The organism is Roseibium aquae, from assembly GCF_008711285.1.
Lineage (GTDB): Bacteria > Pseudomonadota > Alphaproteobacteria > Rhizobiales > Stappiaceae > Roseibium > Roseibium aquae.
In genome coordinates, this window is record NZ_VXDC01000010.1 from 119,796 (window position 1) to 141,888 (window position 22,093).

Below are 22,093 nucleotides of genomic sequence, written 5' to 3' on the forward strand. Positions count from 1 at the left end.
TGGAAAGCTCTGCACCTTATTCGATCCCGGTCGCGTTTGATGGCGGAGGCGACGGGACCGGGATCGGACGTTCTCCACTCTTCAATGCCTTCACTATCGGGAGCGGGCCACCCGCCAGGCCGAGGGAGATGCGCCGAACCTGCTTTGGAATGCGCGGCTGAAGGCCTCCTGAGAGGCGTAGCCGACCGTTGCGGCGATTCCGTCGATCGTGGCGGTCGAATGCTGGAGCGCCTCTGCAGCCCGATCCAGACGCCAGTGCCGAAGATAGCTCCCAGGCTGTTGGCCCATGACCTGACGGAATCGCTCCACGAAGCTCGATTTCGACATGCCCGCCAGGGTCGCCAGCCGCTCGTTTGTCCAGTCCTGTGCCGGGTCCTGGTGAATGGCCGCAACGGCGCGCGCGATCCGGTCGTCTTTCGCGGCCGCGAGCCAGCCGGGAAGGCTGTTGGCGGACTGCGCCCACCTTCGCAGGATCTGGATGAGAAGGAGGTCGAGGAGCCGCGAGACCATCACCGCCGCGCCCGGCCGGCCGGCCGCGTTTTCCTGCAGGATCAAGTCGCAGACCAGGTCGAGCCATTCGATGGGGTGGTCCTTCAGATCGCTGAGGACGATGACGGGCGGCAGCGGCTGGAGAACCCTGGTGGCAAGATCGCTATCGAAACTGAAACTCCCCCAGAACGCCTTCGTGGACGTCTCGGAAGGGCCCGCCTCCGTCACGCTCATGTCCGCATCGAGAAACTCGTCGATGCTCCGCGCGACGCCCCCTCCGTTCAGATCGACCCGGTGCGCATCGCCACGCAAGAGCAAAGCCAGTTCATTCGCGCGAAGTGTGACCGGATCTGCTGACCCGGCCCGGATGACGATTTCGCCGCTCTGAACATGGTGTAGGCAGGGCATGCGCGCGGGAAACATCAGGCTCTGCGGCCGCCTAGGTGCAAGCACAGCGGCGCGGTCCCCCCGCGCCCGCACGATGCTCAGCACCGCGGACAGCGGGTCCGCACCGCCATTTGGTGTTCTTGCTAGATCTTCCGCTCTTTCGATCATGGTGAGTCTCCTGCGGACAAAGCATCTATCGGATCATCGAAACAAGGAAGTGTCTCACTTCCAAGACATCAGAAGGAGAAACCCAATGACCGACGCAAACACCCTGTCCCGCCGCGAACAGACCGAAATCGACGCGGCCAATGCCAGCGGACGCCAACCCGTCCTTTTCGTCCATGGGCTGTGGCTACTCGCGGGCTCCTGGCAGCGTTGGGCCGAAATGTTCGACGCCGCCGGCTACGCCCCCATCGCCGCGGATTGGCCGGGCGACCCGGCCACGCCAGAGGCCGCACGGGCCAACCCCGAGGCTCTGGCGGGCAACTCCATCGGCACGATCCTGTCGCATCTGGAAACCATCGTCGGCGCCCTGGACCGCAAGCCGATCTTGATTGGCCATTCGATGGGCGGGCTCCTGGTGCAGATGCTCGCCGCCAAGGTCGGCGCGCCCGCCACGGTAGCTATCTCGCCCGCGCCGTTCCGCGGGGTGCTGCCGCTGCCGCTGGCCGCGCTGCGCTCGGGCTTCCCGGTCCTGTCGAACCCGCTGAACGCCCGCCGGGCCAAGCAACTGACCCCAGCGCAATTCCGCTATGGCTTTGCCAACACGCTGGACGACGCCGAGGCGACCCGTCTCTACGCGGAGCATCACGTGCCGGCGCCGGGTCGGCCGCTGTTCCAGTCCGGGCTGGCCAACGTCAATCCCTGGACCGAGGCGCGCGTGCCGCGCCGCGCCGAAAACCGCGGTCCGCTGCTGATCGTCGCCGCGGAGAAGGACCACACGGTTCCCGCAGCCATGAGCCGTGCGGCCTATCGCATCCAGAAGCGCAATCCCTCGACGACAGAGCTCGTGTCCCTGCCGCAGGCCGGACATTCGCTCATCATCGACAGCGGATGGGAGTCCGTCGCACGGAAGGCGCTCGACTTCATCGCAGCCCAAACTGGCGCCAGGGGCGTCTTTCCCCTGCGCGCCGTCGCATCGTAGGCGCTGATGCACAGACCAGCCGGGGCGGGACATATACCCGCCCCCGCCCACCCTGTCGCTTCCCGTGACATGGATTTGCGCTTTCGCATTCAGACGGCTGCGGACCAAAACTCCGCACCCAGCGACCCAAGTCCTCCCTCGACAAACTGGCATCCTTGCTCCCCGCGCAGGACCGCAAACCAAGCGAACTACGAGTGCAAAGGAGCCATGAACCAAGATGTTTCAATGGACGGTTAAGTTGAGTTTCGGGTCTTCGTTGCCAATATCGGCAAAGGTTCGATCCGGGTCGCGTTGGCGGAGGGGACGGGACCGAAATTCAACCTTCTCCGCTTTTCTTCCCCGGAGGATTTAGGCCCCATTCGGCCCTGAGACCCCATCATTAACCCGTGATGCGATAGAGCATAAGCGCCTGATCTCGTGTGAGCGCGCCGAGCTTGGTCCGGGCGTTCTTCATGTGCAGTTCCACCGTCACCTCGGCAATGCCAAGCTCACCCGCGATGGCCTTGGTGCGAAGCCCCTCGGCAAGCAGGTCCATGACTTGGCGTTCGCGTTTGGTCAGCCGCGCCGTCGCGGCGTTTTGCAACCTTCCACGAAGTGCCATCAGGGCCAGCCGCAGCTCAACCGACTTGTCCTGTCTGATCCTGTCGACCTCAACGCGGTTCAGCGAAGAGCCCAGATTCCAGCCTTCGCATCCCAAACTGTCTCTGCGCACCACCAAGGAAAAACCGGCCCGAAATTCGACATCTGCCGCCGCCCAGATGACCTTCCGCTCGTCTGGGACCAGGTAATGATGGTCACGCATGTAGTCAATGCCCGTGGAAACCGAGCCGGTCGCTGCCAGACAATATTTCGGGAAAGGATCATGGCGGGCCAGTCCCTCGTCGCGGTAGTGCCGCTCGAAAGCCGCCCCGAGGGTTGTGCGCGTCGTCACGTGCCCATTGGCGATGGACAGATGCAACACCTTGTCGAAGCCCCGGGCCGACAGCCAATCCGTCGCGACCGACCATAAAAGGTCTGGGTCTGTCTGCGTCGCAATCCTGTCAAGAAAATCCTCTGTCCTCATCAGCCGATGAAACACTAGAAACCTATGGCTTTCCACATATTGTTTCAGATTACCCCGCAGCTATGCTCGCCGGGCGCGGCATTGAGGTTTTTGCACATGTTTTCAAGATTTACGGCGGCTTTCCTCTGTCTGGTGGCGATCACGAATGCGGCAATAGCCCAGGATCGCAGCACCGTTCTGGTCCTCGATGGTTCGGGGTCGATGTGGGCGCAACTGCCCGAGGGTCGGTCCCGGATCGAAGTTGCGCGGGATGTTCTGGATGATTTCCTATCGGCGCGCGATCCGGCCGCGCCGCTCGGCATGATTGCCTATGGTCACAACCGGAAAGGCGATTGCAGCGACATCGAAACCATCGCGCCCACGGGGCCGCAGGACGGTCGCGCCCTCGGTCAGCGCCTACGCACGCTGATGCCGCGCGGCAAAACCCCGCTTGCCGATGCCCTGCGCCGCGCCGCGGCCGAAATCCCGGCTACCGCTGAAGAGGCCGATATCGTTCTGGTGACGGACGGGCTGGAAACCTGCGGCGGCGACCCCTGCGCCGTGGCGGCCGAGCTGGCGGCCCAGGGCATTCCGGTCCGCGCCCATGTCGTGGGCTTTGGCCTGACAGAGGGCGAAGTGCGCCAGATCGCCTGCATCGCCGACCAGACGGGCGGCCTCGTGCTGGCGCCCCAGTCCGGCGCCGCGCTGTCCGACGCCCTGCTGCGCACCACATCGGCGCCGGTCGACGCGCCCGCTTTGCCTGGCAGCGCCACAATCAACCTGACGATCCGCGCCGATATCGCTGGACGTCCCGACGCCGTGACCTTCCGCGCGGTCAGCGAGGCCATGGGCGAGACGCGCGAGCTGGGCAGGCTCGACTTCGCCACGGCGGGTTATCTGCCCGTCGAACTGGCCGGGGGCAACTGGCTGATCACGGCCGATGCCGGGAACGACGGCAATGGCGAGATCGTGGCGCGCATCGTCGCGGGCGAGAACACGACAATCTATGTGCCCTTCCGCGGGCTTCTGCCCAGCCTCGACATGCCGGCGCCGACGGGGGCGTTCCGGGCCGGGGTCAATGGTCTGATGCCCTATCGCATCACCGAGGAAGGTCTGGCGACGGGCGGCGGCGACTTTGTCTTCTCGCTGCTGCCGGTCGATGCGGCGGATACCGCTGACCGGCGGATCGACTATGCCACGCAAGACAGCCGCAAAGGCAGCCATGTCGGCACGTTCCGCACGCCCGCAGAGCCCGGCGACTACTTGCTGATATTCCACCGCAACGCGCAGATGCCCATCGACGAGGTGATGGAGCGCTTTGTAATCACAGTCGAAACCCGCCCTGAGGTCAGCCTGATCGCGCCGCCCGCCGTCGCGCCGGGCGCAAGGGTGCCTGTAACTGTCACGGGCGGCATGGGCAATTCCGACCGAATCGAGATCTGGAAGGGCGGCGCGCTCTATTCCTGGGACCAGAGCATCTACATTCAGGAATTCTTCGACAACAACTATGGTCTGGCGAAACCGCTGCTCGCCCCGTCCGAGCCCGGTGAATACGAGATTGTCTATGTCTTCTCGGAGCTAGACGGCGAAGCCGCGATGGCCGCCCGGTTGCCGCTGAGCGTGGGCGAGGTGCCCGAACTGGACGAGGCTTCCGTGGCACCCGAGGGCAGCGGTGGTCTTCAGCAGGCAGGCACCGATCCGGCCGAGGCGGGGCTGGGCGAGGACGTGGCCTTTGCCTGCCCTGCGGATAACGGCGTGCCCTGCTTTTTCGATGACCCCGCAACCGGGCTTGTCTTTGCCCTGCCGCCCGGCTGGATCACCGATCAGCCGACGCGCGAGGCCATGACGGCGGGCGGCAAGCCAGGCCTGGTGCGGGTGAATTTTTTCAGCACGAGCGATCCGGTCGAGACGATCACGCTGAACCCGCATCAATGGACGACGATGAACGGCCCGTGCATCGACATCCAGCCCGGCGCGCTCTGCCGCTTTAAAAGCGACAGCCCCGAGATGGCCCGCGCGATTGAGGTCCTCAGCCGCGGCATCCGCGACATGGGCCCGCCTGCGACCACCATCGCGCCCCCGCAAGCTGACGCGCAAGCTGGATCGGGTGACGGACATGGCGAAGACCCCGGCGCCGCCCGCGCCTGGAGCGACCACCCCTTCCGTTGCCTTCCCGGCGACAAGACGCAGGACATCTGCGACATGAAGGACGAGATCACGGGCCTGAGCTTCCTATTGCCCGAGAACTGGGTAGCCGAGGTCTTGGCCACGCCGGACGGTCCGCGCGCCGATTTCTTCGAGGTCGCCGGGGATGCCCGCTCGATCCATCTGAACCCGATCGACTGGCCCACGCCAGACAGCGGCTGCTTTTTCAGCCGCGCCGGCGAGCTTTGCACCGATATGGCGCTGATGGACGACACCCTGAACAATGCGATCAAGGTCCTGCGGCGCTATCTGCGCACCGGCGACGTGCTGCGCAATTGCGGCGAAGAGACCTGCCCCTATGCACTTCCCTGGCGGGGCTTTTCGGGCATGCTTCCGAACAAATGGGGGGTCGAGATGCCGCGCCTCCGACCCGATGGCCTGCTGTCGAGCTGGTATTACAGCTTTACGCCCGACCTCGACCTGCGGCTCATCGGGCTGAACCAGCCAGGCGGGGACAATTGCGTCATGGCCTTCGAGGGGGCCGAGCTTTGTGAATTCACGCCCTATGTCTCGACCCAGGAATTCGACGCGATCCGAAGCACGCTGCGCATCGTGCCGCCGCGCGCGCCTGGCGATTTCGGAACTCCAGCGCGCAAGGTCGATTTCAAGGATATCGACCGCGTCATCTCGATCATCAGGGAGAATTGAGCAATGAGACAGCTTCTCCTGGCCGCTGCGGCCTGTCTGGCTGCCACCACCGACGCCTTCGCCTGCAACACGCCGAACATCCTGATAGGCAAGGACGGCACCGCGGAATATGTCTCGCCCGAGACCGACCGGCGCGACGAGCTTGAGGTACTGGTCGGCGATGCCCCGTCGCCGGACTCGATGCTTGTCTTTGACGCCCGCGATGGAAACGCAATGTGGGTCGACAAAGCCGACCTCTCCCGGGTCGGCGTCGGCTTCAACACGCTGGACGGAACCCTGACCTATTCCGGGCCAGACGAGTGCCGCCCGCCCGAGCTTCCGATCAAGCTTCCCGAGGGCAATCCGATCCCCGACGCCCCCGAGCTTTTCCCTGACGGCGACCCGGACAAGCAGCCCATCGAGCTGTTCCCCGACGACGCGAACGAAGCCGGGCCCCGCAGCGGCCTCTGGCGGGCCGAGAGCGGCCCGTCCGAAATGGAGGGCTGCCCGGCGATGATGCGGAACGCCTTCCCCGGATCGCCGGGCGCGCTGCCGGGAATGACCAGCGAGGCCCGGCGCCTCGAGTTCAGCCGCCCGTTCCACCCCGACGCGCTCGAATTGTCGCGGACCGCGGGCGTCCGCTGGGCAGCGGATGGGGCCAACAGATGGGTGACAACCGATCTGGGGGCCGATGCTCTGCGGCAAATCCCACAAGGACAGGGCGACGGGTCGAAAATCGTCTGGACCCTGACAATGATCTCGCCCGAAGAGATCTCGTTCCGGCGGGTCATCGAAATTGTCCTGCCCGTCGAGGCCGCAGCCCTGATGGGCGTTTCGCCTGACGGATGCCGGGTCATGGGAACAGACCGCTGGCTCAGGGTCGGAGACTGACCGCAAACGGAAAGGGAAACCATCCATGATCACCAGATCGATTCTCTTGATGGCGTTGCTCGCGGGCGCCGCCCGGGCCGAGCCGGTGCTGCCCTGCCCTGGCACCTATGACGCCCGCTGGGGAAATGTCACCCTTGCTGCCGATGGCACAATGGTGCTGGCCGGCACGCCCGGCAGTTCGCGGATCACGCTCAGCCTGAACAGCTGCGACAGCGCAGACATCAGCGGCGACGGGCAATCCCTGACGCTAACCCGGCAAGGCCCGGATCACTTTCGCGGCGAGCTTGCCGGCGGCGGCGCGAACCGGCAGTTCGACTTTCAGTTCCTCGGCCCCGGTCAGGCCAGCAGTATCATGAATGCAGAGGGCGGCGGGCTGACGGGCCGGCGCGGCATGTCGCTGCTTCTTGTCGAACCGGGAGATCTTGACGATAAGGGCTGCTTCGATGCCCCCCCGGTGCCGACTTCCCTTCCTCGCGAGGCCGTCGCCGCCGAACTCTGGGCCAAGGAGCAAGGGCTTGTCCCCGCGCCCGGCCACGGGGCGCAGGATTACATCGACGCGCGGACCAGCTTTGATGCGCGGCGGGATGGCGTAGCGCATCGCGTCAGCTTTGATCTTGGCATCAATGGGGAAATCCTGCCCTCGAGCGGAGCAAAGGACCGCTGGCTCGCCCATTGCGACCCCGAGCTGTTCCTGAATCCGCCGCGCCAGATGCTGAATTTCAAGATCTTCGAACTGGCGCCGGGGGTCAGCGTGTTCGCCCAGATCATCGACATCCAGACCGGGCAGATCACGGCGCAGGCCGAAGGCCAGGCCGATGACACCGACGCCGCCGCGGTTGCCGCCGCAATGGCGCGGGCCAGTGCCGGTCTGGACAAGGCCAGCATCGGCCCGATGAGCGATAGGTTCTCGCGCCGTTAGATCCTGCGTATGCGCACGAAGCCCTCGGATCGGGGGGTGTCATCGGATCCTCCTTCCGCCGCTCAGCCGACCTTGCAGCCCCAGAAGGAGGTGTGACCGGCGGTGAAGTAGCCGTCCGCGACCCGGAAATACCCCTGCAGCTCGACGGTATCGCCTCCCGTCAGCGGCACCATCGTCTGCAGCCAGATCGCGGTGGCGAGCGAGACATGGGTGGCGGAGATTTCGCCGAGGTATCCGCGGATTTCGGTGGTGCCGTTCAGCACGAGCCAGCCACCTATCCGAGCCGACGTGCTTGCGTTAACCTTGTAGAGGAGCGTGGCGCCGAAGAGGTAGGTCCCGTCCACCGGCGCCACGAAATGGTTGTTCGCGTTGTCGAATGCGCTCTGATCGTTGTAGTCGGTGTTGTCGAGGCCGATCGACCCGCAGTCCTCCAACTCGATCTCTGATCGCGCTGTCGCCGCAATCAAAGCCGGGAGACGTGCCTGGGCAAAGGGCAAGCGCGCCTCCCGCAGGGACATCCGCAACAACCATTTCATCAAGCAGTCACCTTGAGCGGGTATTTCAAGCCTGAGGCATGGAATTGTGATGATGCGTGGTTTTTCCTTTCTGCTCGCGATGTTCATTTCTGGGCTTTGCTTTGGTCCTGCGGCAGCGCAGGCCCCTCCATCGGGCCAGCCGCTTGCCGACGTGCCTGGCGCTATAGAGCCTCAAGGTCTGCCGCGCATTGCCGGTGCCATCGTGATTGGCTTCGATCAGACCGGCTTTGATGCGCATGACCTCCTCCTGGCACCGCCCGGCGACGGGCGGGTGGAGACGGTAGAGGGACCGCGCACACGTCTGATCTATCTCATCCCCGGTGATCGCTCACCGCTGGAGGTGATGCGCAACTATCAGGCAGAGTTGAGCAACCAAGGTTTCGAGGTGGTCTTTTCATGCTCGCGCGCCGCCTGCGGATCTGCCGATCGGATGAACGAGGCGCTCTATCCGTCTGGGTCACGGCTCAAGAATTACGGCCAGATCACCGAATATGCCCTGCAATTTCCCCGTGACGACCACCAGTATCTTGCTGCCCGCAACCCCGTGACGGGCCGCAGCATCACAATCTGGGTCGCCTATGATACCTTCAACATTGACGAACGCTCTGCCAATTCCACCATGGCCCTCGTCGATGTGGTGGACGGCGAAGGCCTTGAGCAGCGCATGGAGGTGGTCGAGTCGGTAACGCGGGACGATCTCTCCGCCGCCTATGACGACCAAGGACGGATCACGCTCAATGGGGTCTTCTTCGCAACTGACAGCGACACGATGACGGCCGAAAGCGGTGCAGCGCTCACCGAGATCGCCGCCTTTCTCACCGCGCGCCCGGAAGCCAAGGCCTATGTGGTCGGCCATACTGACGCGACAGGCGATTTCGACTACAATCTTGACCTGTCGCGGCGGCGTGCGACCTCTGTGGTGGCCGCGCTCACCGGGCAGTTTGGCATCGCACCTGACCGACTTGCCCCCGCCGGCGTGGGCCCGCTCGTGCCCGTCGCGACCAACCAGACCGAAGAGGGTCGCGCCCTCAATCGCCGCGTGGAGCTTGTTCGCCGATGAAATACCTGCTGATCCTGCCGCTGCTCGTTGCCTGCAGCCCCGTCGAGGCCGAGATGCCCACCGCCTGCGAGCTGCTGCGCGGCGTCGACCCAGAGGCGCTTCTTGGTCAACCGGCCGAGATCGTCGAGATGTCCAACATCGACAACGATGCCGTGCACATGACCATGTGCAACGCCAATCCGGCCGAGGGCTATGAGGGGCTCGGGGTGCTCCTGCGTCACGTGAAAACCGATGACGGCATGACCCCGCAGGCCCGGATCGAGGCCTATGTCGAAGATCTCAAAACAACGATGACTGCCGACGTGGCCGTCGAACAGGTGGATGGCGTCGGTGATGCCGGCGGTATCTGGATGGATATGGGCGCTCAGCTCGCCTTCTTCCACGGCCCCTCACTGATCATCGCGACCGCTTCTGGCAGCACGCCAAAGGACACCGCCCGGATGATGGCCGAACGGATCGATGCGCAACTCGACTAGGCCCGGCACCGGCAAGCCGCAGGCGAATATTCAATCTGGCAAGCACAGTTCGACCTGAATTTATCGGCCCTGCTGGTCCAAACGGGTCCGGCGAGGCGGAAAAAGGGGGCAGGAAGCCCCTGGCGCGCCATTGAGCCGCCGTAGCCGCAATCCACCGGCCCCGCATTTCGCCAACCTGAAACCCCGCAGGCCCGCCGCCGCTGCGCTATGTGTGGGCTACGCAGCGCCAGGCCTGCTCAGCACAAGGGGGGCAATTTTAGATGCCGAGAGGGGGTCAAACTTCAATGCCGATTGACACTGATGTCGCAGCAAAGCCGAGGCCGGCAGGAAGCGGAATTGATCAAGATTGCCCTGCAATTCGTCTGGAATAGCGCATTTTTTCAGAGGCTCTGCCTTTCGACAGGCTCAGTCGTCAGACATTGATGGTGACGTCAAGGCTGTGCCTGCCCTCGGGTAAACGCAGCCTGAGCCGACCATTGTCGAGCGCCAAGGGCACGCCATCGAGCATGGCAGTGCGAATGCCAAGGCCGATCAGGCCTTCATTCTGGATGGTGATGGCAAGATGCGTGCCCCCAAGCCTGACTGATGCACGAACCGCTGGCCAAACCTTTGGGAAACAGGGGTCAAGCACAATCTCTGATCCTTCGCGGGTCAACCCCAGAATGCCCTCGATCCCTGCGCGGTACATCCAGCCAGCCGATCCGGTGTACCAGGTCCAGCCGCCCCGGCCTTTATGCGGCGCGGTGGAATACACGTCCGCCGCCACGACATAGGGTTCGACCCTGTAGCGCGCCGCGGCATCGGGCGTCAGGGCGTGGTTGATGGGGTTGACCAGCGCGAACAGCCCCGCTGCCGCGTCGCCGTCTCCCATCCGGCAATGTGCAAGGATCGCCCACATTGCGGCATGGCTGTATTGCCCGCCGTTCTCGCGCAGACCCGGCGGATAGCTCTTGATGTAGCCGGGATCGGGCGAAGAGCTGTCGAAGGGCGGCGCGAACAGCAGCGCAAGCCCCGGATCGGGGCGGATCAGATGCTTCGACATGCTGGCCATGGCTGTGGTGGCGCGGACAGGATCCGCCGCGCCGGAAAGAACCGCCCAGGATTGCGCGATGCTGTCGATGCGGCATTCCTCCGATCCGGCGGATCCCAGCGGCGTGCCGTCGTCGAATGTGCCACGGCGATACCAGTCGCCGTCCCAGCCTTCGCTTTCGATAGCCCGCAGCACTGCGGCCCGATGGTCGCGCCAGCGGGCGGCACGAGCCGGGTCGCGGATACCTGCATGGGGAGCCATCGCGTCGATGGTGGCGATCAGCAGCCAGCCCAGCCAGACGGAGGTGCCACGCCCGCCCTCGCCGACGCGGTTCATGCCGTCGTTCCAGTCGCCCGTTCCGATCAGGGGCATGCCGTTCGTGCCCGTCAGGTCGATCGCCTGATCCAGCCCGCGCGCGCAATGCTCGAACAGGCTGGCCTGCGTATCGGAGATCATGGGCAGGAAGAAATCGTCGTGCACGCCTTCGGGCAGCACCGGACCATCAAGGAACGGGATCTGTTCATCAAGGATCGCCGCATCGCCGGAAACCGCGATGTATTGCGCGACGCCGAAGCCCAGCCAGACGCGATCGTCCGACATCCGCGTCCGCACGCCCTGGCCGGAATGTGGCAGCCACCAATGCTGCACATCCCCTTCGGGAAACTGCCGCGACGCCGCACGCAACAGATGCGCGCGTGTCATCTCTGGCCGCAGCGCGGTCAGCGCCATGCCGTCCTGCAACTGGTCGCGAAAGCCGAAGGCGCCGCTGGCCTGGTAGAACCCGGCGCGTGCCCAGATCCGGCAGGCGAGCGTCTGATAGAGCAGCCAGCCGTTCAGCAGGATATCCATCGCGCGGTCGGGCGTCGTGACCTGCACGGCGGTCAGAAGGTCCGACCAGTGCTGCCGGACGGTCTGCAGGGTCACCTCCGGATCCGCAGCGCGGTGCCGCTCGATCACGGCGCGCGCGGCTCCGGCCGAGTCGGCCTGCCCAAGCAGGAACACGACATCCACGCTTTCGTGCGGTGCAAGGGTCACATGCCGTTGCAGCGCGGCACAGGGATCGAGGGCCGGCCCGGTGCGCCCCGACAGCGGCCCGGCGCCGATACCGGCGGGGCGTGCCATGCGGCCCTCGGGGCCCAAAACCTCGGATCGGTCGGCGCTCACGCTGCTTGTCTCCGCGCCCAGGTCGGCAAAGGCGACGCGTCCCGGAAACGCAAGTCCAAAGGGGTTTCGGGCGAAGATGGCCCCGGTCTCCGCGTCCCGGGTCGTGGTGATATGGCCCGCCGTGGCGCTGCGGGACGTGCCGAGAACCCATTCCGCGTAGGCAGTGACCGACAGACGGCGCACCCTCTCGCCGGTGTTGCGCAGCGTCAGCCGGGTAATCTTGACGGGTGCGTCCAGCGGCACGAACTGCACCATCTCTGCCGCGATGCCGTGGGCGGCATGCTCGAACCGACTGTAGCCGAAACCATGCCGCGCGACATAGGTGCCGCGCCCCCGGATCGGCAGCGCGGTCGGCGTCCACAGCGCACCGCTGTCGAGATCGCGCAGGTAGAGCGCCTCCCCGGCGGGATCGCAGACCGGGTCGTTCGACCAAGGCGTCAGCTGGTTCTCGCGGCTGTTTTCGGCCCAGACAGGACCGCTGCCCTCGGCCGAGACCGCAAAGCCGAAGTCCGGGTTCGCGATGACGTTGATCCAGGGTGCAGGCGTGGTGTGGCCACCCTTCAGGATGGTCACATATTCACGGCCGTCCTCGGCAAAGCCCCCGGTTCCGTTGAAGAACTCCAGCTCGATGTCCGGCGTTGCGCTGGCCGGTGAAGGGGCTGGCGTCGCAGGGTGCGGCGCTGCTGGCGACGTTGCCACCGGCAGCAAGGCGTCGATCTGGTCGCCGATGCCGCCCCGGCTGGCCAGCAATATCACGCGCGCGACAGCGTTCAGCAGTGCCCGCTGTTCGCCTGTGACCAGATCGGCGCGCAGGGTGTGGATGGCGCCCCGTGTCGCGCCTTGATGCGCGGCGCTGCGCGGGCGGGTCTGGGCCGACCGGACGGCTGTGTCGATGGCACCCTGCATGTCCTGCACGTAGGACGACGCGCGGTCGTTCAGGATCACCAGATCGACGTCCAGTTGCCGCATCCGCAGATATTCGTGCGCGGCCAGAACCTCGTGCAACGCGGCGACGTCCTCGGTATCGCTGATCCGGAACAGGACGATCGGCAGATCTCCCGAGATTCCCATTGCCCAAAGCATCGATTGCGGCCCCATCCCGGCGTCGATCTGGCCGGGCGTCGCCTGCAATCGCGGATCGTCGCGCAGAATCATGCCTCCGAGGCGCTGAAAATCTACCGCTGCAGCGTGGGTGACGCCCAGATGGCGCAATTGCACCTGGTTTTGTGTCCAAGACAGGGTCACGGCCCGCTCGAAGGCGGAAGCGTCGCGATGGCGGTCCACCTGATCCAGCAGCGCTTCCGGCGTTTCCGCGACCACGGTCCAGAAGGTCACGCGCGCCGTGCCGCCCGGGGGCACGACAATCCGGCGGCGCAGGGCAAGAACCGGGTCGAGGACCGTGCCCGTGGTGCCTGACAGCGGCCTGTCCGCCATCGTCGCGGTGCCGATATCGCGTCCCCGGCCAATGAAGCGCGCGCGGTCGGTCTCGTACTGGACGGCGGCGCTTTCGATGCCTTCGACCACGCCGATATGGGCGACCCAGACGTCCGGGTCGCTGGCGGAACGACGACGGCGCGTGGCGATGATCGCGCCGAGGTCCGCCATGAAATCCGTCACGACGAACAGCTTGGAAAACGCCGGGTGCGCCAGATCGGAAGCGTGAGGCGCCAGCACGAGTTCGGCGTAGGAGGTCAGGTCGATTTCCCGCGCGCGGCGCCCGGTATTCGTCAGCGTGACGCGCCGTGCCTCTGCATCGTCCTCGGCCGAAACCACGACTTCAGTGGTCATGCTGAGGGTTCCGTCGTGATGCGTAAACGTGGCCTGGTGTTCACAGAACACGGCATGGTGCCGGTCCTGTCCGGCCCCGGTCGGCTGCAGCGCGCCGGACCAGAGCGCGCCGGACTTCACATCCCGCGCGAAGATGAACGACCCCAGGGTCGCCTGCGACGGATCGGGCCGCCAGCGGGTGATGGCCTGATCGCGCCATCGGCTGTAGCCCCCGCCCGTGGGGGTCAGCATCACGGCATAGCGTCCGTTCGACAGCATGTGCCCGGTGGGGGACGTCTCGCCCGGCGCGTCGAACCGGCGCACGACCGGAGCGTCATCGCTCTCGACCCGCGTGACTGGGACATCCTCGGCGCGCGGTGGCATCGCGGTCGCATCGCGCGGCACGCGCTCCTGCAGCAGAAGCTCCACGGCCCGGATCATTGGTTCGGCGTGGAACCGTGTCCGCAGTTGACCGCCCTGAAGGGTGTTGGCGATGGCGGTGATCGTCATGCCCTGATGGTGCGCCATGAAGCTTTGCACCAGGGCGTGATCCGCCCCGGCGGGCAGGCGCTGCGCCGTGAAATCGACCGCCTCGTAGAACCCGAACCGGCCTTCAGCCCCAAGAGCGGCGAGACGCTCGAAGTTTTGCAAGGCGGCGTGCGGCGCGACCATCGTGGCCAGCCCGGTGGCATAGGGGGCGATGACACGGTTTTCGTTCAGCCCCCGTTTCAGACCCAGCCCTGGCACGCCGAAGTTGGAATACTGGTAGGTCATTTCCAGATCGCGGGCGTTGTAGGAGGATTCCGACACACCCCACGGCATCCCGTGCGCCGCGCCATAGGCCATCTGACGGTCCACGATCAGCCGGTTGGTCTGTTCGAGAATAGATCCGGCAGGCGCGCGCATGACAAGTGACGGCATGAGGTATTCGAACATGCTGCCCGACCACGAGATCAAGGCCGATCCCGCTCCCACCGGCGTCGCTGCACGGCCCAGACGGAACCAGTGCCGGGTGGCCACGTCGCCCTTGGCGATGGCGAACAGGCTGGCCAGCCGCGCCTCGGAGGCCAGCAGGTCATAGCAGTTGGGGTCGCGCGAATTCGTTGCCACGGAGAAGCCGATGGACAGCAGCTTCTTTTCCGGGTCGAGCAGGAAGGCGAAGTCCATCTGCATGGCCAGATCGCCGGCCAGGCGCTCGATTTCGGCAAGGCGCGGGCCGGCATCGCCCGCCGCATCCTCGACATGCCCCGCAATACAGTCCCGCGCCGCCCCGCACCAGAAAGCCAGATCAGATGCGGGTTCGCCCAAGTCGGCGGCGAGGTCGGCAGCTTCGGTCGCGAGGGGCAGCAGGATTGCGAAGGCCTCCTGCCGCGCATTGGCGTCGATCAGCCGGTCAAGCAAAGCGGATACTGCAACAGCCTCGGATGTCAGCTCCATTTGAGCCAGCGCCAGCGCATCGCCAAGCCCCGCGCGCCGTTCGGACTCTGCCAGCCGCGTTTCCTGCCACGCCCGACACGCCTGCGCCACGGCGATCAGGTGACCGGCCAGATTGCCGCTGTCCACCGACGAGACATAGGCCGGGTCCAGCACGCGCAGATCGCGGGTGTCGTGCCAGTTGTAGAGATGACCGCGGAACCGGGGCATCCGCTCTAAGGTCAGCAGCGTCTGTTCCAGGCGGGTGACGGCCGCGGCCTGTCCGATCCACCCCATGTCCCGGGCAACGGTGGCTGACAGCAGGTAGAGGCCGATATTGGTCGGCGACGTGCGGTGAAAGACCGTGGGCGTGGGAGTTTCCTGAAAGTTGTCGGGAGGCAGGAAATTGTCGGCCTCGGTCACGAAGGTTTCGAAATAGCGCCAGGTGCGGCGGGCGATCAGGCGCAGGGTGCGGGCTTGGTTCGCGTCGAGCGGTTCGGACACCTTGGCGGCCCATGGTTGGCTGACGCGCCAGGCCAGCGCGGGTGCTGCCAGCCACAGCAAAGCGAAGGGTGCGACAACCGGCCAGCCCGCCGGATTGAGCGCCACCGCCACACCGCAGGTGGCAAGGCCAAGCGCCATTCCACCCTTCATCTGCCGGTACTGCGCGCCAGGTCCCGGCATCACGTCCGCCCCTGCCGCAGCCGCCGTCACCCATTGCAGCAGGTGGCGCCGCGTCACCGCCATCCGGATCAGAGCGCGCACAATGGCATCCGCCATCTGCCACGCCGTATCGGCCAGGAAAGCCGTGTTGAGCGCGATCTGCGCCAGGGCGCGCCGCGCATCGGCCAGCAGCGCCGCAAGATGGCTGCGCGAGGTGATCCCTGCCCGGCCCGGCAGAACGGCAATCGGCAGGCCTACAAGATGCGGCAAGGCCAGCATCAAAAGCACCGCGACGGTCCAGGCGGCGGCCACCGGGACCGGCAACAACCAGCCCGCGAACAGGGCGGCAAGCGTCAGCGGTGCGACCAGCGCGCGGCGCAGATTGTCGGCCATCTTCCAGCGACCCAGCGGCGACAGGCCGCTGTCCGGCTGGATCAGCCACGGCAAAAGCTGCCAGTCGCCCCGCACCCACCGGTGCTGGCGGCGCATGGCGGTATCGTAGCGTGCGGGAAAGTCATCGACCACGTCGATGTCCGAGGCCAGGCCGGCGCGCGCAAAATCCCCCTCGAACAGATCATGGCTCAGCAGGGTGTTGTCCGGCACGCGGCCTGCAAGGCTGGCGGCAAAGGCGTCCACGTCATAGATGCCCTTGCCGGTGAATGATCCCTCGCCGAACAGATCCTGATACACGTTGCTGTCGGCGCTGGCGTAGGGCTCGATCCCGCCAGGGCTGGAATAGACGCGCTGGAACACCGAGCCTTCGGTGCCCGTCGGCAGCGCCGGCGTCACGCGTGGCTGAACGATGCCGTAACCCGCCGTGACGCGGCGGGCCACGGGGTCGAACACGGCCCGGTTCAGCGGATGGGCCATCTTGCCGATTAGACGCGCAACGGTATCGCGGAGAAGACGCGTATCGCCATCGAGGGTGATGACGAACTTAATATCCTGCGGGACGTGCGAATGGGGCAGGAAATTCGTGTCGGTGGCGCCGCGCAGCAGGTGGTTCAGTTCGGTCAGCTTGCCGCGCTTGCGCTCCCACCCCATCCACACGCCTTCCGAGGGATTCCAGAGCCTATGGCGGTGCAGGAACAGGAACCGTTCGCCGTGATCGGACGGATACCGCGCGTTCAGGCGCTTCATCGCCGACTCGGCCGTGGCGACGAGAGATGCATCCTGAGGTGTCGTCTGGCTGGCCGCATCCGGCCCGTCGGACAGCAGCGAATAGTGCAGCGCGCCGCCGGTGCTGGACAGGTGATGCACCTCGAGCTGGTCGATCTGCGCCTGAAGATCCTCGGCGTCACGCAGCAACACGGGCACCGCCACCAGTGTCCGCAAGGACGAGGGAATTCCGGTCGCCAGATCGAGCGTCGGCAACAGGCGTGGCCCCACGGTTCGGGTTATGGCCAGATTGACCAGCGCGGTTCCGACCTCGGACGCGGTGACAAGACCTGTAACCGCAAGGAGCAGCAAAGCCGGCCCACGCGCACCCGAAGCCCAGAGCGCCGCCGCAAGAACCGCTACGGAAACAAGCGCGACCGCACCAATGTAGCCAACCAGACCGAGCCGACCGGTTGCACGACCGACCTGCATCCGCAGGGTTGGCACAAACCCGATCTCGCGTTCCAGCGTCCTTCGACCGGGCCCGATCAGGCCGAACCCCGGATCGCCCTCGGCCCCGTCCGATCCCGGCGCGGCTGCAAGGGCAAGGGCCGCATCGGTGACGGAGATCTCGCTCAGCGCCGATCCGCGCGCCAGCACCTCGATTTCCGTCCGGTAGGTGTTGCGGGTTGCGAAATCCATCGCCGCGAAACCGGACCGCGCGCGCAGGCGGATGTCGATCAGGCTGACATCCTCGAAGAATTCGGCCCAGTCGATTTCCGAGGCAAGCCTCATGCTGGTCACGATATTGCGCATCGTGACGTTCGATGCCCCTTGCCGCATCTGGGCGTTCTGCACGACGGTCTCGATCGAGGATCCCTGATGGTACAGCCGGTCTTCCAGCCAAGCGTGGAGTGGCGTCTCGGCCGGGTCGAACCCTCGAAGCCGCTTGGCGATCTGGGCCGCGGCGATCTCGTCAAGCGGGCCGGTGGTGACGGACGCGGTCGCGGCACGAAGCGCGTCCTGTGGCGACACGACCGGGTCTTTGGGCGCCGCCAGCACCTGATCGACGATGTCGTCTGCCAACACCCGAAGGTCGTTGCCCCGGGTGATCTGCTCGGCCAGACGGCGCATGTTCTCAACCAGAACGATCCTCAGCGTGATCGCCACGGCCCAAAGTTCGCCGATGGTGAGCGGGCTGACCTGCTGGTAGGACTTCACGAACCGGGCAAGACCGGGACCGTACAGCAGGCTGTCGGTATGGGCGACATAGGCCCATGCCAGGCCGAATACGCGCGGATATCCGGCGAACGGACCGTCGGCGAGCTTGGGCAGTTGTCGGTAATACCCCGCGGGGAGATCAGCGTCGATCTGGCGCAACTGCTGGTCGACCAGGTGGAAATTGTCCAGCAGCCATTCGGCGGCGGGCGTGACGGGGCACCCGGACTGCAACGTCCGCGCGCAGGATCTGTAGGCCATGAGCAAACAGCGCGCGTTGTCCTTGACGCGCATCGTCAGCGGACGGACACGCGGGCCGCGCTTCGGCGCGACTGCCTGTGCCGCCGCCAGGGACAGGGCGTGATGCTCCAGCCTTTCGCTGCCGAAGATTTCCGATCGGATCGGAGTTGTGTCGCGCCACAGGTCGGGCGCGGGCCGGCGCCATCCGACGCTCTGGAACACGCGCTGCCGAAGGCTGGACATCGAAGGCCTGGCCCTCACACCACCTCACGTCCGGATGGCTTGAGGCTCTCTGTAACTGTCTGCGTCGGCTCACGGGCCAGAATTCCTGCCCTGTCGTCCAGAGCAGCGGGTGCGGCATCATCGGACTTCGTCGAAGGCCGCATGCGCCGGGTCATGGCCACCCAGTTGTCTTCAATCTGATCCCAGTTCATCGCATCTCCCTTCGAGGGTCGGTGACTGCGCTTTCGCGGATACGCTTCTGCCTGTCGCGCGGCACAGTCTCAGGGTGTGGGACAACGTCAGGTCATCTTGGGGGGCCGGTGCCCAAGGCGCGCTATCGCAGATCAGTGTCTGAGCATTTTCCAGAGCGAAGGCGGCGGTATCCCGCCGCCCCTACCGACGACGAACGGAATTCCCTCCCGCAAGAATGCCGTTGATCAGGGTGGCGACGGCGACGTGAAGCTCGGCCTTGCCGTCTTCGCCGGGGTCGTTCGCGTGCGCCGCGGCGGCATCGCGCAGGATGTCGACAATTTCATGTTCCGGCAGTATGTTGCGTCATTCAGCGCTAGCAGAAGCGACTCGCAGATCGCAAGGGCCGCGACGCCGGACACATCGGGAGTACTGGACATTGACTTGGCCTTCCGTGGGCAGATGTCGAATGTGAGGCGCCCGTTGACGGGCAACATTGCACCAGTGTCGCAGTTCCGTGGTACAATGGGTTGAGGTAGATCAGCGTCGCCGTCGGTAGTTTCGCCTATCACTCGTTTGCATCGCCATCGCCACGTTTGCCCGTGTCCGACCTTGGGCACTTACCTTCAGAGGAGCGCATAATGGATGCCCTTCACAGCCCATTCGCGCGCAAGCTCGGCGCGTTCGTTGCTCTGTCCGAAAAGGAAGTGTCGGCGCTCGACCGGATGCACGGCCGGCGGAAGGTCTTTCCCGCCGGAAAAGACATGGTGCATCAGGGACAGACCGATCAGGCGGCCTACATTCTGGCATCGGGCTGGGTCTGTTCCTACAAGATCCTCGCGGATGGCGCGCGACAGATCGTCGATTTCCAGATCCCCGGCGATTTTCTTGGCCTGCGGTCGGTGCTGTTCCGCACTTCGGATCACAACATCGAACCTGTAACGAAAGTAGAGGCATCCGAGGTGCTTGTCAGCGATCTGCTGGAAACCTTCAGCGAGACGCCACGACTTGCCACTGCGGTTCTGTGGGCCGCGTCGCGTGACGAGGCCATGGTGGTCGAGCATCTGGTGAGCATCGGTCGTCGGGATGCGAAAGAGCGTACCGCGCATTTCCTTCTGGAACTGGGCGCGCGGCTCAAACTTGTAGGCCTTGGCGCGACTTCCGGATATGCCTGCCCGCTGTCGCAGTACCTGCTGGCAGATGCCTTGGGCCTGAGCGCGGTTCACATCAATCGCGTCTTGCGTGAACTGCGCGAGCACGGTCTCGTGACGTTCCAGCACGGCCAGGTCGAGATTCACGATCTGGACGGACTGGTGGAGCTTGCGGATTTCGACAAGACCTATCTCGACCACGACGGCCCGCTGCTCAAGTGATCAGGCTGCGGTCATCCCGCCGTCCACCGTGTAGGCCGCTCCGTTGACATAGGCAGCGTCCTCGGATGCGAGGAAAGCCACGACACCGGCCACCTCGTCCGGTGTGCCATAGCGCTTCATAGGGATCGTGGCGGCAAAACCCTCATGCACGGCGGCCGCGGCACCGGGGCTGGCGCCTTGCTCGATCGACGTCATCATCCGGCTGTCGATGGGACCGGGGTTGGTGCAGTTCGCGCGGATGCCTTTTGCCCCCCATTCGACCGCCGCCGCCTGCGTCAGCCCAAGCACGGCGTGCTTGCTGGCGACATAGGCGCAAAGCCCCGCCGCTCCAGTCATCCCGGCCACGCTGGACGAATTGATGATGCTGCCGCGCCCGGCCTTTGCCATGACCGGGATGACCAGTTTCAGCCCGAGGAAGATGCCGGTCACGTTGACATCCACCACCTTGCGAAAACTGTCGGTCTGAAAATCCGGGATTGGCGCAACCGGGCCTTCGATGCCTGCATTGTTGAAGAATATGTCGATGGTGCCGAATGTCTCCACCGTTGCCGCAACGACAGCGCTGAATGCCGCCTCATCGGTCACGTCCGCCTCAAGCACCAGCAGTCGCCCCTCATCCGGGATTGCCGCGCGCAGCGGCCCGACATCCGCGCCCGCAATGTCGGTGGCGGCGATCAATGCGCCCCGGGCGGCCAGCAGTTTGGCGCTGGCCAGGCCGATGGCGCCTGCCGCGCCAGTGATCAGAGCGATCTTTCCGGTCAGGGAGTGGGGCATCTTCATTCCTTTTCAACAATATCTGCAACCCCATCGCGGCGGAGGCGATCGGTCCGTCCACCCGATGCAGGGGACCTGGGGGACAGGCGCATCGGGTGGAGCGGTTCGTTTCCCGCGGCAGAAACTGGGAATTGGTCCACCGCGAGGTCGTAGATCATGATCGATCATCAAGCATGGTCCCGCACTGCTTCAGGTTTGCCTTTCGACAATCGGGCGGATTTGTTTTCACCCGCCGGACGCGTTTCCCGCGCCAAAGAATCCAAGCGCACCTGCGTGCCGGCGCGTCCCTCGACGATTGCGCGCGCGTCCTGCAGGCGGCCGATTCCGGCCAAGGTGCCACCGGCGCGGACAAAATTGCAGGCGGCGGTGATCTTTGGCCCCATGGAACCAGCCGCAAAGTTCATGGTGTCCAGTGCATCCGGTGTGACACATCCGATGGCGGCCTGATCCGGCCCGCCCCAATCGCGAAACACCGCCTCCACGTCGGTCAGCATCAGCAGCACGTCTGCCTGCAAGGCCTCCGCCAGCAAGGCCGAGGTGCGATCCTTGTCGATCACCGCCTCGACACCCTCCATGTTGCCGTCTGCCCCGCGCACCACCGGAATGCCGCCGCCGCCTGCGCAGATCACGCAAACGCCTGCTTCGACCAGCAGACGGATCGGCTTGATACCCAGAATGGCTATCGGCAGCGGGGATGGAACGACACGTCTCAAACCGCCCTTGTATTCCTCGACCATCGACCAGCTGTTTCTGGTGCGAGCGAGCTCTGCCTCTGCGGCCGAATACACCGGACCGATGGGTTTTGTCGGACGATCAAAGGCAGGATCTTCGGGATCAACTTCCACCCGTGTCAGCAAGGTGGCGCAATCGGTCCCTTTGGGCAGGGCGTTCATCAATTCCTGCTCGATCAGATAGCCGATCATTCCTTCGGTTTCCGCGCCGAGGATGTCCAGCGGCCAAAGGGTTTCCGGCGCGTGGGCGGCCGCTTGCAACGCCATCAACCCCACCTGCGGGCCATTGCCATGCGCCACGATGATTTCATGATCTTGCGCGAGGTCGGCCAAGGCGGCGGCCGCGATGCGCACATTGGTGTGCTGCGCTTCCGGTGTGATCGGCTCGCCGCGTTTTAGCAGTGCGTTTCCGCCCAGAGCCACCACGATGCGCAT

At 65.2% G+C, this 22,093-nt stretch carries 15 protein-coding genes; 8 read left to right on the forward strand and 7 right to left on the reverse strand.

Annotated features, from left to right (window positions below; genetic code table 11):
* Positions 1–93: 93 nt before the first annotated feature.
* Positions 94–1,044, reverse strand: coding sequence for an AraC family transcriptional regulator (locus F0184_RS16275; RefSeq protein WP_150497260.1), 951 nt, complete (start codon positions 1,042–1,044; stop codon positions 94–96).
* A gap of 85 nt (positions 1,045–1,129) precedes the next feature.
* Here F0184_RS16275 and F0184_RS16280 point away from each other — a divergent pair, with 85 nt between their 5' ends.
* Positions 1,130–2,020, forward strand: a complete 891-nt coding sequence (locus F0184_RS16280; protein ID WP_150497261.1) for an alpha/beta hydrolase — start codon at positions 1,130–1,132, stop codon at positions 2,018–2,020.
* A gap of 379 nt (positions 2,021–2,399) precedes the next feature.
* On the opposite strand, the gene F0184_RS16285 is transcribed toward F0184_RS16280, so the two are convergent.
* Positions 2,400–3,083: a LuxR C-terminal-related transcriptional regulator gene (locus tag F0184_RS16285; RefSeq protein ID WP_150497262.1), complete on the reverse strand. Its 684-nt coding sequence runs from the start codon at positions 3,081–3,083 to the stop codon at positions 2,400–2,402.
* Positions 3,084–3,215: 132 nt separating this feature from the next.
* On the opposite strand from F0184_RS16285, the gene F0184_RS16290 reads away from it, so the two are divergent.
* Genes F0184_RS16290 through F0184_RS16300 form a run of 3 tightly spaced genes read left to right on the forward strand, consistent with a single transcriptional unit; the run spans position 3,216 to position 7,704 of the window.
* On the forward strand, positions 3,216–5,915 hold the full coding sequence (locus F0184_RS16290; RefSeq protein WP_172972138.1) for a vWA domain-containing protein: 2,700 nt from the start codon (positions 3,216–3,218) through the stop codon (positions 5,913–5,915).
* A gap of 3 nt (positions 5,916–5,918) precedes the next feature.
* Positions 5,919–6,785 carry a hypothetical protein gene (locus F0184_RS16295; RefSeq protein ID WP_150497264.1) on the forward strand — a complete coding sequence of 289 codons (867 nt, stop codon included), beginning with the start codon at positions 5,919–5,921 and terminating at the stop codon, positions 6,783–6,785.
* Between the two features lie 25 nt (positions 6,786–6,810).
* Positions 6,811–7,704 carry a hypothetical protein gene (locus F0184_RS16300; RefSeq protein ID WP_150497265.1) on the forward strand — a complete coding sequence of 298 codons (894 nt, stop codon included), beginning with the start codon at positions 6,811–6,813 and terminating at the stop codon, positions 7,702–7,704.
* A 62-nt stretch (positions 7,705–7,766) separates the two neighbouring features.
* Here F0184_RS16300 and F0184_RS20925 read toward each other — a convergent pair whose 3' ends face one another.
* Positions 7,767–8,240 (reverse strand): complement C1q domain-containing protein, encoded by a 474-nt coding sequence (locus tag F0184_RS20925; protein ID WP_244299251.1) that lies wholly within the window; start codon positions 8,238–8,240, stop codon positions 7,767–7,769.
* Positions 8,241–8,289: 49 nt separating this feature from the next.
* On the opposite strand from F0184_RS20925, the gene F0184_RS16310 reads away from it, so the two are divergent.
* Positions 8,290–9,300 carry an OmpA family protein gene (locus F0184_RS16310; protein WP_150497266.1) on the forward strand — a complete coding sequence of 337 codons (1,011 nt, stop codon included), beginning with the start codon at positions 8,290–8,292 and terminating at the stop codon, positions 9,298–9,300.
* Positions 9,297–9,776: a hypothetical protein gene (locus F0184_RS16315; protein WP_150497267.1), complete on the forward strand. Its 480-nt coding sequence runs from the start codon at positions 9,297–9,299 to the stop codon at positions 9,774–9,776. The genes F0184_RS16310 and F0184_RS16315 overlap by 4 nt, the downstream gene beginning before the upstream one ends.
* 412 nt (positions 9,777–10,188) lie before the next feature.
* Here the strand turns inward: F0184_RS16315 and F0184_RS16320 are convergent, their stop codons facing one another.
* Both F0184_RS16320 and F0184_RS20600 read right to left on the reverse strand, forming a co-directional pair.
* Positions 10,189–18,612 (reverse strand): glycoside hydrolase family 94 protein, encoded by an 8,424-nt coding sequence (locus F0184_RS16320; RefSeq protein WP_150497268.1) that lies wholly within the window; start codon positions 18,610–18,612, stop codon positions 10,189–10,191.
* Between the two features lie 14 nt (positions 18,613–18,626).
* Positions 18,627–18,803 (reverse strand): hypothetical protein, encoded by a 177-nt coding sequence (locus F0184_RS20600; RefSeq protein ID WP_172972139.1) that lies wholly within the window; start codon positions 18,801–18,803, stop codon positions 18,627–18,629.
* Positions 18,804–19,047: 244 nt separating this feature from the next.
* Here F0184_RS20600 and F0184_RS20605 point away from each other — a divergent pair, with 244 nt between their 5' ends.
* Together F0184_RS20605 and F0184_RS16330 are read left to right on the forward strand one after the other, a co-directional pair.
* Positions 19,048–19,314, forward strand: a complete 267-nt coding sequence (locus F0184_RS20605; protein WP_172972140.1) for a hypothetical protein — start codon at positions 19,048–19,050, stop codon at positions 19,312–19,314.
* 107 nt (positions 19,315–19,421) lie between these two features.
* Positions 19,422–20,153: a Crp/Fnr family transcriptional regulator gene (locus F0184_RS16330; protein ID WP_150497269.1), complete on the forward strand. Its 732-nt coding sequence runs from the start codon at positions 19,422–19,424 to the stop codon at positions 20,151–20,153.
* Here the strand turns inward: F0184_RS16330 and F0184_RS16335 are convergent, their stop codons facing one another.
* Together F0184_RS16335 and arcC are read right to left on the reverse strand one after the other, a co-directional pair.
* Positions 20,154–20,927, reverse strand: a complete 774-nt coding sequence (locus tag F0184_RS16335) for an SDR family NAD(P)-dependent oxidoreductase (RefSeq protein WP_150497270.1) — start codon at positions 20,925–20,927, stop codon at positions 20,154–20,156.
* A 167-nt stretch (positions 20,928–21,094) separates the two neighbouring features.
* The gene (gene arcC / locus F0184_RS16340; protein ID WP_150497271.1) at positions 21,095–22,093 is read right to left on the reverse strand and encodes a carbamate kinase; all 999 of its coding nucleotides are present in this window, start codon (positions 22,091–22,093) and stop codon (positions 21,095–21,097) included.